This window comes from Bradyrhizobium sp. JR4.3 (assembly GCF_040547695.1).
Lineage (GTDB): Bacteria > Pseudomonadota > Alphaproteobacteria > Rhizobiales > Xanthobacteraceae > Bradyrhizobium > Bradyrhizobium canariense.
This window is the reverse complement of the sequence record NZ_JBEPQF010000072.1, coordinates 1-11,160: the sequence shown is the minus strand read 5'-3', so window position 1 is coordinate 11,160 and position 11,160 is coordinate 1. Positions and strand designations below refer to the sequence as shown.

The 11,160-nt window shown below is 58.4% G+C and carries 9 protein-coding genes and 1 pseudogene; 7 read left to right on the top strand and 3 right to left on the bottom strand.

Going from position 1 to position 11,160, the window contains the following annotated elements:
- A pseudogene (locus tag ABIB91_RS41225) lies at positions 1-377 on the top strand (integrase core domain-containing protein); the annotation flags it as partial.
- Between the two features lie 36 nt (positions 378-413).
- On the opposite strand, the gene ABIB91_RS41220 reads toward ABIB91_RS41225, so the two are convergent.
- Complete coding sequence (locus ABIB91_RS41220) at positions 414-902, bottom strand: hypothetical protein (protein ID WP_354172861.1); 489 nt, start codon at positions 900-902, stop codon at positions 414-416.
- 28 nt (positions 903-930) lie between these two features.
- Here ABIB91_RS41220 and ABIB91_RS41215 point away from each other — a divergent pair, with 28 nt between their 5' ends.
- Positions 931-1,173: a hypothetical protein gene (locus tag ABIB91_RS41215; protein WP_354172859.1), complete on the top strand. Its 243-nt coding sequence runs from the start codon at positions 931-933 to the stop codon at positions 1,171-1,173.
- Between the two features lie 123 nt (positions 1,174-1,296).
- Here ABIB91_RS41215 and ABIB91_RS41210 read toward each other — a convergent pair whose 3' ends face one another.
- Positions 1,297-1,680 (bottom strand): hypothetical protein, encoded by a 384-nt coding sequence (locus ABIB91_RS41210; protein WP_354172863.1) that lies wholly within the window; start codon positions 1,678-1,680, stop codon positions 1,297-1,299.
- 351 nt (positions 1,681-2,031) lie between these two features.
- Between ABIB91_RS41210 and ABIB91_RS41205 the strand changes: the two genes are divergently transcribed.
- The 5 genes from ABIB91_RS41205 to ABIB91_RS41185 all read left to right on the top strand — a co-directional run bounded on the left by ABIB91_RS41205 (position 2,032) and on the right by ABIB91_RS41185 (position 7,181).
- Positions 2,032-3,108 carry a DUF2336 domain-containing protein gene (locus ABIB91_RS41205; RefSeq protein ID WP_354172857.1) on the top strand — a complete coding sequence of 359 codons (1,077 nt, stop codon included), beginning with the start codon at positions 2,032-2,034 and terminating at the stop codon, positions 3,106-3,108.
- Entirely contained in the window at positions 3,105-3,428 is a 324-nt protein-coding gene (locus tag ABIB91_RS41200; protein ID WP_354129095.1) for a PilZ domain-containing protein, read from the top strand. The genes ABIB91_RS41205 and ABIB91_RS41200 overlap by 4 nt, the downstream gene beginning before the upstream one ends.
- A gap of 85 nt (positions 3,429-3,513) precedes the next feature.
- Positions 3,514-4,563, top strand: a complete 1,050-nt coding sequence (locus ABIB91_RS41195) for an HD-GYP domain-containing protein (RefSeq protein ID WP_354172854.1) — start codon at positions 3,514-3,516, stop codon at positions 4,561-4,563.
- 620 nt (positions 4,564-5,183) lie between these two features.
- The gene (locus ABIB91_RS41190; RefSeq protein ID WP_354172852.1) at positions 5,184-6,797 is read left to right on the top strand and encodes an NAD(P)-binding domain-containing protein; all 1,614 of its coding nucleotides are present in this window, start codon (positions 5,184-5,186) and stop codon (positions 6,795-6,797) included.
- A 192-nt stretch (positions 6,798-6,989) separates the two neighbouring features.
- Positions 6,990-7,181, top strand: coding sequence for a hypothetical protein (locus ABIB91_RS41185; protein WP_009859246.1), 192 nt, complete (start codon positions 6,990-6,992; stop codon positions 7,179-7,181).
- A 47-nt stretch (positions 7,182-7,228) separates the two neighbouring features.
- Here ABIB91_RS41185 and ABIB91_RS41180 read toward each other — a convergent pair whose 3' ends face one another.
- Positions 7,229-10,609, bottom strand: a complete 3,381-nt coding sequence (locus tag ABIB91_RS41180; protein WP_354172850.1) for an AAA family ATPase — start codon at positions 10,607-10,609, stop codon at positions 7,229-7,231.
- Positions 10,610-11,160: the final 551 nt, after the last annotated feature.

The following is an 11,160-nucleotide window of genomic DNA, read 5'->3' as shown; positions in this document are numbered from 1 at the left end:
GACCGCGCCGATCTGCGCCTTACAACGTTCATCGCAACCTCCAAACTCCTGGTGTTGCGACGACCGTTTGAATCCGCCCAATACGTCTCTATCAAGTACACCGAGCGCTTGGCTGAAGCTGGCGTCGAGCCTTCCGTTGGTAGTGTCGGAGATTCCTATGACAACGCTCTCGTCGAAACCATCAACGGCCTCTACAAGGCCGAGGTGATCCATCGGCGCGGGCCATGGCGCAGCTTCGAGGCCGTCGAGTTCGCGACCCTGGAATGGTGGACTGGTTCAACAACCGACGGCTCCTGGAGCCCATCGGCAACATCCCGCCAGCCGAAGCCGAGCAACGCTACTACACCATGCTGGAACAACCGGCCATGGCGGCATAACTTAAACCAAATAGCCTCCGGCAAACCCGGGGCGGTTCATACTGTCAGACAGGCCTGATTGCCCGCGACCTGCTTGAGATCGTAATAGACGGTGAGGAGCGGAGTACTGTTGATGCGCATAAAGACAAGGTTGTAGTCATCGATACCAGCCCAGTTGGGACGGTAGACTTCAGGCTTAGCTCGCTCGAAAAAGCAATTTCTGTTGCTGGCTGCATCACGTGGTGCAAGCGCCAGGGTGATGAGGCCACATTCGTGGGCCTCCGGCTCTGGCGAGACTTGAACGCTCCGCCCCGTATCGCCGCCAACGACAATGAGGTGCGGGATGATGAAGGCGAGAGCGGCGAGCAGCCTGTACTTCCGAATATGGACCGCGAGATGGTGGACGTCAGCGCGAAGCAACTGATTTGGGCGGTCGAAAACAAACGGGCGCGCTGGATTGGCAACAAGCTCGTTAAGATCTGGGACGGCATGCCTGGGTTGGCCCCGAAGAACGGTTCGGCGAGGTTCGACATCGGGCAGCGACAAGGCCGACACCGGGAGCTGGGATGCTGAGATGCCGGATGCCCAAGCGGAGTTGGCTCGCGCGCTGGATACCGAGACCTTGCGCGGCCAGCTGCGCCACAAGGTGTGCGCGATACTCGACATGGCGTCGTCGTCCGACAGCACCTTAAGCGAGATAGGCGAATATCTCGGCTTTGCAGGCCAATATGCGGCAAGGATGGCGGGCAAGGAGGTTCGTGCGGCGGTCGCTGCGCTGAACGCGGCCATAGGCGGGGATGAGCAGGCTGCGGCTTAACATGTGTACTCAATAGCGTCCGCTTTGCCCTAGGACGCCAAACCCGACAGGATGCGTGTCGGGTTTGGGGCCAAGAGTCACACGGCCACTTGGGCCCGCCTGATTTAGCCTCTAGCGGATCACCTATTGGCAGAGATGCTGGAGACCGTCAGCACCCTTGAAATTGGTGCCGGGCCTGCAGGTGATGCCGTTGCGGGTAGCATACGAACTCCAGTTGCCGTACCAGCCGTTCTGGCCGTACCCCATCCCGCCGCCGTACCCCATCCCGCCGGACATGGCGTAGGAATTGCTCCAGCCGCCGACGGTTGCAGCCGCCGCCACCGGATGGCGATGCGCCGTTCGCCGATATCGATAGACGGGGGTAGTCCCGGTTCCAAGACCCGTGCAGTTGGCGAATTCAGCTTGGCATTCGTCCGGATTGGAGAGAGCCGCCTGGGCCAGTGCAGCAGAGCTGGACAGGGCGGATGCCGCAATAACGAACGCGCCAAGAACTTTCAGATTTATCATGGCTTGCTCCTTGCGTTGGACCGTGGCGCACAATGCCAGGTCTGGCTTCTTCATGCGGTGGAATCGAGCGCGCCTTCTGATAGGGGTGCCTTGACGTAGATCAAGGTAGGCGCGGGCGAGCCTGTCCATTGTATCGACACTGGGCCGTCCTTCTCCAACAGCTCAGTCTTCAACAAGGCCCGGCCGGGACTCGATCTCCGGCCGGGCTTTGTTTTGTCATGACCGCCGTTCAGTTGAATAATAACAGCCTCTCGTATGTAACGATTTGGCATATAAAGGAATCTTAACAACTTCCGCGCGTAATACGTTTGATTTGACGTGGCGATATTAAAATGAATTTGGGGCCAGCCAATGAGGGCAGTTTCTGCGGCCGATCTCATTACTGAGTTGGATGCCACCATCGCGAGGAGCTCATCCGAACGTTGTGCGCGCATGCTCTGGCGCACCACCGAGCTGCTCGTCGACGGTAATAACCGATTGCAAGAGCCGCAGGTCGGCCTGCTTGACGACGTTCTAATTCGCTTAGCACCGTGGATTGCGCCGGGGACGCTCGCCGAGCTCAGCACGACGCTCGCCGAGCTGGGTACTGCTCCGATGAAGACCCTGCGACGTCTCGCCTCGTGCAACGATCCGGCGGTCGCAGTCCCGATCCTTCTGAAATCTCCCGCCCTGTCGCCGGCCGATCTCGTGGCGATCGCGACGTCCGGCAGCGAGGATCACCGTCTCGCCATTGCTGGCCGGCGCAGAATCGAAAGCCCAGTGACTGAGGCAATATTGCAGCGCGGCAGCAGCAAGACTTGTCTGGCCATCATCGGCAATCCGGGCGCTGAATTCTCGGGCGCGGCCTATGCCAACTTGATCCGTAGGGCTGTGGAGGACGACGAGATCACGAAAGCGCTGACGCTGAGGCCAGACACCCCGGACATGGTGGTTCGGGAGCTGCTGTCGGCATCGCCACGGCCGGCGCCTAAGGCTTCCAACGCAAACGCTTGCTCGCAAGTATTAGCGACAGCGAAGGGACCTTGCGACACTGAGTACGCCGCTGCGAGGCCGGAGATTATATCGCTCAATCGGAGCGGAAAGCTGAACGACTCGACTGTCAATCGGTTCGCGATCCGGCGTGAGACAGCGAACCTGTTCACGGCCTTGTCGGTGCTGTCGGGAGCACCGATTGAGGCCATCGAGCAGGTTATGGCAGAGTCCGGTTACGAAGGCCCGGTTATGGCGTGCCGGGCATCGCGCTTGAATTGGCAGACCACGCTGGCGGTCCTCAACACTCGCGGCGCGGGGCTTTCACTAGGCGAATGCGCACGAGCTCAGTTGCTGTTTGAAACGCTTCATCTCTCGACCAGCCAATGGTCCGTTCGTTGGGGAGAAATCTCCGCGGGCGCCCACGGTCGCACTGCAAGATCGGCAGGAAACCAATGAAATTCGACGGTCGCAAGGCGTCTCGGGTGCGCATGGACAACAGACAGCCCGTGAACCTGATGGGCTCCGACGGCACCTGGCGCCGAAGCTGCGTCTTGCTCGATATCTCGAACACCGGCGCCAAGATCGAAGTCGAAGGGTCGCTCGATGTTCTCTCGGCCAAGGAGTTCTTCATGCTGCTGTCGTCGACGGGACTGGCCTATCGACGTTGCGAGCTGGTCTGGATCGACGGAACCACGGCTGGCGTCCACTTTGTCCAAGCAAATGGCAAGAAGGCCCAAACGACAGCGAGCGACAGAGGCGCGCACAAACCAACTTGAGCGAGCGGTGTTATCCAAGTGAGCCAATGACCTTGGACCACCGAAGGCCATTCAGCCGGGCACCCCACGAACGAAGGCACCAGTCATGCTCGTGCACGTATTGGCCGACACTTCCGAGAAGCTCTTCGGGCTCTGCTCGCTTTTTGGAGGGCAGTTCACCGTTGCCGGCGAGCGGCTCGATGTAGAAGCAAAGCTTCCGCACGCTGCTGCCGCGGTCGTCGTCCGTGCCGACCTGCGGGCGGTCGCAAACATTGCCGCGCTGAAAAAGAGAGCTGCCCGGTTCGCCATAGCAAAGAAGCGCATCTTCCTTGTCGAGCAAACCTCCCACTTTTGCATCTCGCAAGCTTATGCGCTCGGCGCAACGTTGGTGTTGTCTGGCAAGATCGAGCCGGCCAAGCTCCTGGCCGCTTTGGCCGATCCAGCCGGCGGAGAGACTGGGTCGACGAGCGGCATCTCGCAGCCTGACAATGCGGTTGAGGCCGCAGCAACCGCGATTGCGTCGATGTTCACCTCCATCACCCTCGGGGAGCGGGTCGACGTCGCCGGTCCCAAAGAGGCCGGACGCAAGATCACCAACCGGATTTCCGAGCATGGGCTATCCGAATGGCTGGCCACGGTGCGGCGCCATCACGAGGGAACGTTCCAGCACTGCCTGCTCGTGACCGGCGTCGCGGTCGATTTCGGCCTCAGCCTCGGTTTCCGTCAAAGTGACCTTGAACGGCTCTCCACCGCTGCCATGTTCCACGACATAGGAAAGGCGAGGGTGCCCTTGGCGATCCTGGACAAGCCAGGACGCCTCGACGACGACGAGCGAGCGTTGGTCGAAACCCACCCGGCGGTGGGTTACGATGTGCTGAAGGGGCACGGGGACATCTCACCCGAAGTCCTTGATGCGGTGCGGCATCATCACGAATATCTCGATGGCAGCGGCTATCCTGACGGCCTCTGCGCCGAGAACATCACCGACATCGTGCGCATTCTGACCATTTCGGATATCTTTGCGGCGCTGATCGAACACCGGCCGTACAAGGTGACAATGCCACGCGCGGCGGCGTACGAGATTCTCTGCGGCATCAGGGGAAAGCTGGAGAGGGCGCTAGTCGCCTCTTTCAAGGATGTCGCGCTTACCAGATGAATTCTGCTCGAACCTGTGCAGGAATATTCCACGTCTCCACTCAAGGCGTGATCGGAGGCGGTCTCATTTCCATGCACTTCGGCTTCTGGGCCCATCTTGGACATCCTGACCGGCGCCGATGATGTCCGTTCCCGGAGCTCAACGCTAGCCAAAACGTTGAACTCATTGCAAGTTTTGACGATCCGGGCGGAGCTCGCGCAAAAAGCTACGGTGACGAGCTATGAATGGACCCGTGCAATTCGGCACTATGTCGATTGGCGGGCAGGGACCTCGTCAGGACCGCAACTAAGCTCGCCGCTCGAGGGGCTACCTGCTGGCGAGCTAGCCTGAGTCTTTCGGTCCGTTAACGATCGGATCGTCACGGATACGCGCGGTGAATGTCGATGTTGCGTGTCTCACGATCGGAGGCAAATGATGGCTCGATGTCACGTGGACCAGCATTGAGTGACCGCAGAAGAAGTAGTCCGCTGTGTAGCGGGCCAAAATCGGTGCGTGCAAAACCCAACGGCAGTCGGGCGGTCGATTTTCTGCACTCGGACCTGTTATAAAGGGACAGAACTAAGCCGAACTGCAAGCATGCAAACATCACGTCTACAAGAGCGCATCGGCAGGAACGTCCCATGAGCGTGTCCCAACTCACGAAGCGCGTTCGACGCGAGCTGACTTATTTGGACTATCCGGCTCGGGAGTGGACAGTCCCGCGATTTGTAGGCGGAGTACCGGTTCTGGACGTGCTGATTGTCGGCGCTGGACAGAGCGGACTGGGAATCGCGTTCGGTTTGAGGCTTGAGCGCATAACAAACTTCAGGATCATCGATCGCCGCCCACGCGGTTTCGAAGGACCTTGGCGCAATTTCGCTCGGATGGAACGGTTGCGCACGCCGAAGGAGGTGACTGGAATTGATTTCGGCGTCCCGAGTCTAACGGTACGGGCCTGGTACGAGGAAAAATTTGGGCGGCGAGCATGGGGTCGCATAGATACCCTCCCTCAGGAGGTATGGCGTTCTTATCTGGATTGGTACCGAGACGTTCTGGATCTCCCGGTTGAGAACGAGGTCGAACTAATCTTGATTGAACCGGCGCATGGTATCTTCCTTGCCCATCTTCGTCGTTCCGAAGGGATTGAGCGGGTATATGCAAGAAAGATCATTCTTGCGACAGGCTTTGAGGGAAGTGGCAGGTGGGCCGCTCCTAAGTCTCTGGTCGCTGATTTGTCGAAAGATCTTTATGCACATTCGGCCGATGATATCGATTTTCGCAAGCTTACGGGAAAACGCATTGGCGTCCTTGGTGCCGGGGCATCGGCCTTTGACAACGCAGCTCTCGCGCTTGAGGCGGGCGCGGCGCGAGTAGACCTTTGCTTCCGCCGTTCGGAGATGCCGCGGGTCAACCCACTCACTTGGATGAATTTTGCCGGTATGTTGGGCCACTTCGGTGAGCTGACGGACCTGGACCGCTGGCGGTTCATGCGCCACATTCTTGACGAGCTTCCGGTCCCCCCCACACAAGACGCTTATTGGCGATGCCGCGAGTTTGAGAATTTCGCCTGGCACCCCGACTGCGCATGGACTTCCATCGACGAAGCTTGCGGTACTGCAAGGGTTCGAAGCAGGAATCGCAGATTCGAATTCGACTTCATGATTTTTGCGAGCGGTGTCGAACCGGATCTCTCAGCGCGTCCCGAGCTCGCCCTATTTTTTGAACAAATAGCCCTTTGGCGCGACCGCTTCACGCCTCCATCGGGCGAGGAAAGCGAGTCACTCGCACGCTATCCCTATTTGGGTGACACCTTTGAATTCACGGAGCGGCACCGCGGCGCCGCTCCGTTCCTTAGAGGAATACACAACTTCACGTTCGGAGCGTTTCTGAGCCACGGCATATCAGGAGCGGCCATCACGGGTATAAAGTATGGAGTGCGGCGGCTGGTAAACGGAATCGCGCGTGATCTGTTTTGCGACGACTCGGCCAATTATTACCGCGATCTGCTGTCATATCAGACGCCTGAGCTGCGGACCTTGGACAATGCGTTTGTTTGGCTGAGCCAGCTTGGCAGTGACGCTGCTAATTTCGACAGCTTCGCCAATCAGCTGGATCAGCACCAGTTTGCCACGCTGCGTGGCTTGTTGCTACGATCAACGCCACAGCACGAATCTCCGGCTGCAAAGTCCGCCCGACCTGCCCCAACGAAGCGCCCGCCGCGAACGACGCAGCTCAAGAAGAAAAAGGGGAGGTGACATAGCGACTTTATGCTCGCGAGGTGCGACGCGACGATCTATTCTACGCTCGACGGATGCTCCGTGGACAGAAAGCCAATTGAGTATTGTGGAAATGCCGTTTGACTAAAGGTCGTATTGGAGAATATTGTAGTTTGTTGCCTTGCACGTAGTGATCACCGCCTGACGACCACCATCATCGTGAGGTTAGCAATGGCCTTCATCGCATTTACGAAAGTGATCGATTTTACTACATTGACCGCCAAGCAGCGGAGAGAACTCAAAACCATTCTCGGGAAGCGTGAGGATCAGCTCAAAAAGGCGATCAAGGATGTCGAGAGCGCCCTTAGCAAGCTTGAACGAACCGGTCGGAAGTCTCGAAAGCAGTCGAAGGGCAGGCGTTGATCGGGCGCTAATCAATTTGCGCCGGCCATGATGTTGGGCGGCGTTGGCTAGCATTTGCCGTGATCTGGCTTCTCTTTCGGTGCTGAAATTGAGCTTAATTCGTCCACGAGATTCCTGGCATCTTCCAGATCGGGCATATCCCGACCTTCGGTAAACCAAGAGTATATTGGTTTTGCGAGGGACGTAGCTTCGAAATATCTGCCTTCGTTACACCAATGCCGCGCGAGGCAGATCGAGGCACGCAACTCCCACCAGCGGGCTTGCTGTTGCCGCGCAATGGCCACTGCTCGCTTCAGTTCGACCTCTGCCTGGTCACGCCTCCCGAGTATTAGGTTGATGCTGCCCCGAAGACGGTACAGCTCGGCCTCAAAGAACCTCTCACCTGTTGCTTCGGCCAGCTGAACGCCTTCGTCCAGCAGACGGAGTCCGACTTCAGGTTCTCCGAGCTGGGCATGGGCGAAGGCGAGATGGCCCAAGTACACAGTGCGGCGGCATCGCTCAGAGTTGCGGTAAGTTGCCGCCAAGGCGCTGCGCATCAGTTCAATCCCGACTTGAAGGTCTCCTGCTTGGGCTAACAGTGCTCCACGGAAAAAACGTGCTCTTCGTTCGATTGCCGCAAATTCATGCTCGATGCTGAGCGATATCGCCTCGTCGGCGTGAGCCAAGGCGCGCTTTGCGTTGCCGCCGATTGTGCCCAAAACGGCTATGTTCCCCAGAGCCAGGGCTGTCGTAAAGCTTTGTTCTCTCGTTCGGGCAAGAGTCTCTGTGCGCTCGACGATTGTTGTAGACTGTTTAGGATAGCCAAGGACCAATAGCGTCGTCGAGAGCCACGCCAGGCTATTCACCGCGTCATCGACTCCGAAGCGGCGATAGGTCGAGATCGTGGCTGGATTGGTTGCGCATAGTGCGAGGGCGCGATCGAGGTGTTGGCGTGCATCGGCGAAGGCACCCGTGAAATGCAACGACTGCCCAATGAACCGTGTGGCTAGGACGGACACGCCGGGATGCTCATACTCTGTGGCCAACGCGAGGCAGTGCCGGGCGTCCTCCAGCGCTGAGCCATACTCCGCGCGCATGAAGTGGGCTAGGTAGTTGCCCCACAGGATCGTCATCCGTTCTTCTAGGCTGGCGCTTTCGCCAAGCAGCGCGCGAGCCCGTGAGAAGACCCGCGACGTTTCAGGCGCGGCATCACCCTCAGTCGCGGCAACTGCAGGCCCAAGGGCCAGATAGAAATCTAATTCTTTGCGGTCCCGTTGTGGCGAGCTCGGCAGTTGCTGGGTTAGCTCCATTCCTCGCGTGAGATGTTTTACAGCCTCGGCATTGGAAGAGCGGCCGAGCGCGCGCTTTCCAGCCTTGAGCCAATAGTCCGTCGCTTGCTCGAGCATGCCGGCTTCGGTGAAATGGTGCGCAAGGATTTCAGGGTCGTTCACGACGGCATCCTTGAATCCGTTCTCTAGGGCGCGAGCTATCTGAGCATGAAGTTGCCGTCGCCGTCTCTTCAGCAGGCTTTGGTAAGCCGCATCCCTGACCAATGCGTGCTTGAAGCTGTACATTGCATCCGGCAGCTCACCTTGGCGGAAAATAAGTCCGGCCTCCTCGAGTTCGGCGAGGGAATGCTGCAACCATGTGTCCTCTCGAGCTACCACAGCCAGCATCAAAGAATAGGAAAATTCGCGACCGATGGTGGCACCGATCTGGGCGATCTCCTTCACCGAGTGCAGGCGGTCGAGCCGCGCCATCAGGGAGTCATGGAGGGTTTCCGGGATGGCGAAAGGCGGTAACGGCCCCCTGAGCTGATAGCGATCCTGATATTCAACCAGGATGCCTGCTTCGATGACAGCCTTTGTGAGTTCCTCCACAAAGAGCGGGTTTCCGTCAGTCTTTGTGACGATCTCCTTCATCACGTCGATCGGAAGCGCGCGACCGTTAGCCACCTGCGTGGCCACACCTTTGACATCATCTGGGTTGAGCCGTCCGAGGATCAGGCTTCCGACATTTGCAAGACCAGTCCAGGGAGGCTCGAACTCTGGTCGAAAGGTAACCAGCGCAAGAATAGGCAACTGTCGGGCTCGCTCTACGACGAGGTCGAGCAATTCGAGGGTGGTGTCGTCGGCCCACTGAACATCTTCGAGGAGCAAGAAGATCGGCTGTTTGCGCGAACGGCTCTCGAATTGATCGAGGAGCGCGGCAAGCGTTCGGCGACGCTGCTGGGCGGGGCTTAGCTGCAGTTTCGGATAACGATCCTCGCACGGAATCGATAGCAGCGCGGCAAAAAGGGGTACCACCGTCTGAACTTGCGGCGCTCTCAGCGCGAGCAGCGCCTCCAGCTTGTCAAGCCGCATCTCGGCCGTATCGTCCGCCTTAAACCCGGCGCTCCTTTCCAAATGCTCGACCACGGGATGAAGTGCGCTGTTGGCGTGATAGGGCGAGCACTGATAACGAAATTGCATCTGTGGTTGATGCTTAGCTGCACGCTCAGCCAGAGCGGCTGCTAGGCGCGATTTCCCGATACCCGGCTCGCCGGAGATGAGAACAATCTGGCCTTCGCCGGTGCGAGCCAAACGCTGACGTTCCAACAGGAACTCCAACTCGGAATCGCGGCCGATGAGATGGGCGCGCTCTGCCGGACGCACCGCTTCAAAGCGGCTCTCGGAAGCGGAGAGGCCCTGAACGGCCCACGCGCAGACGGGCGCGTTGATGCCCTTGAGCTGGTGGGCCCCAAGATCGCGAAGATTAAAGATATCGCCAAGGAGACGGCGCGTCGAATCAGCGACGACCACTGTATTCGGCTCTACCAAGGCTTGCACGCGAGCCGCGATATTAGGAGCGCCCCCAACCACGGAATGCTCCCGAAGCTTACCCTCGCCACCCAGGTCGCCGACTACCACCATGCCGGTAGCGATGCCGATACGCACGGCGAGAGGTTCTCCTGCGCGGGTTTCGAGCCGTGCGACGGCAGCAATGATATCCAGTGCAGCTCGCACCGTTCGTTCGGGATCGTCCTCGTGCGCAATGGGATAGCCGAAATACGCAAGGATGCCGTCTCCGCGAAAGTCGGCGAGAAAGCCGTCATAGGAGCGCGTGATGCGAGCACAAGCAGCGTGATAGGCATCTATGACGGCGCCCATATCTTCCGGATCAAGCCGTGCCGTCAAAGCGGTCGAACCGACTAAGTCACAGATCATCACCGTGAGGTGGCGGCGTTCCGCGTACTGCGCAACTGCAGTATTCGCATCAGCCGAGGGAGGGCTGGAGGGAAGCGCACTGATCGCATTCATCAGGCGCTTGCGGTCGCCAAGTGGGATGCCGATCTTTTCGAAGTCGCCTTCTGTCAATTGCGGCAACACATCGCAATCGATGGCATTCGCGATGAATAGGGACTCATGCTGTCCCAGCCCTAGCCTTCTCAGCCAAGTCTTGATTTCCATGGCCGGACCCTGGTGTGTACGAAAGTTTCAGCATGTCAGAGCCAAACCTTGGTTCGGCTACTTCATCGCATTCGAATATCCATTCAAAGCAGTTCGGTCTTATCGCACCGACAATAGCATGCTGTCTGGCCTGTATATGTGAACAGCCTCGCAATTCGTCGCACCTAAATACCTCTTGAAGCATCCGTCCGACGGCTGTGGCTGTCGTTTCTGTCCCTACATCGCTCATGAGGAGATCCCATGGTGAGCGACGAGGGTGGCACGGTGATGTCGAGCGCTCCGCAGTCTCCATGTTGATCAGGAGCCCGAATTGGTCGACCGCTCAACCGGCAGATTGGGGAAGCTTGCCGCCGTTAAGGCTTTTGAAGTTCAATCATAGAAAGCCAGAGGATATCCAATCCTCCACATTCAAACGACTATCGTATTGAAGCTTCGTTCTAATTCTGGCTCGATAGCGAGTGCGCTACCGCCTACCTACGGTGCCAACCTACGGGTCATCGAAAAAACTGCCAAGACGCGCAGCATGGTGTGACAATAACGCATTTTTCTTA

Excerpts from the sequence above, each read along its gene's own strand:
- ABIB91_RS41215 (WP_354172859.1), top strand. The coding sequence starts at position 931 with ATGCCGGATGCCCAAGCGGAGTTGGCTCGCGCGCTGGATACCGAGACC.
- ABIB91_RS41210 (WP_354172863.1), bottom strand. The coding sequence starts at position 1,680 with ATGATAAATCTGAAAGTTCTTGGCGCGTTCGTTATTGCGGCATCCGCC.
- ABIB91_RS41205 (WP_354172857.1), top strand. The coding sequence starts at position 2,032 with ATGAGGGCAGTTTCTGCGGCCGATCTCATTACTGAGTTGGATGCCACC.
- ABIB91_RS41200 (WP_354129095.1), top strand. The coding sequence starts at position 3,105 with ATGAAATTCGACGGTCGCAAGGCGTCTCGGGTGCGCATGGACAACAGA.
- ABIB91_RS41195 (WP_354172854.1), top strand. The coding sequence starts at position 3,514 with ATGCTCGTGCACGTATTGGCCGACACTTCCGAGAAGCTCTTCGGGCTC.
- ABIB91_RS41190 (WP_354172852.1), top strand. The coding sequence starts at position 5,184 with ATGAGCGTGTCCCAACTCACGAAGCGCGTTCGACGCGAGCTGACTTAT.
- ABIB91_RS41185 (WP_009859246.1), top strand. The coding sequence starts at position 6,990 with ATGGCCTTCATCGCATTTACGAAAGTGATCGATTTTACTACATTGACC.
- ABIB91_RS41180 (WP_354172850.1), bottom strand. The coding sequence starts at position 10,609 with ATGGAAATCAAGACTTGGCTGAGAAGGCTAGGGCTGGGACAGCATGAG.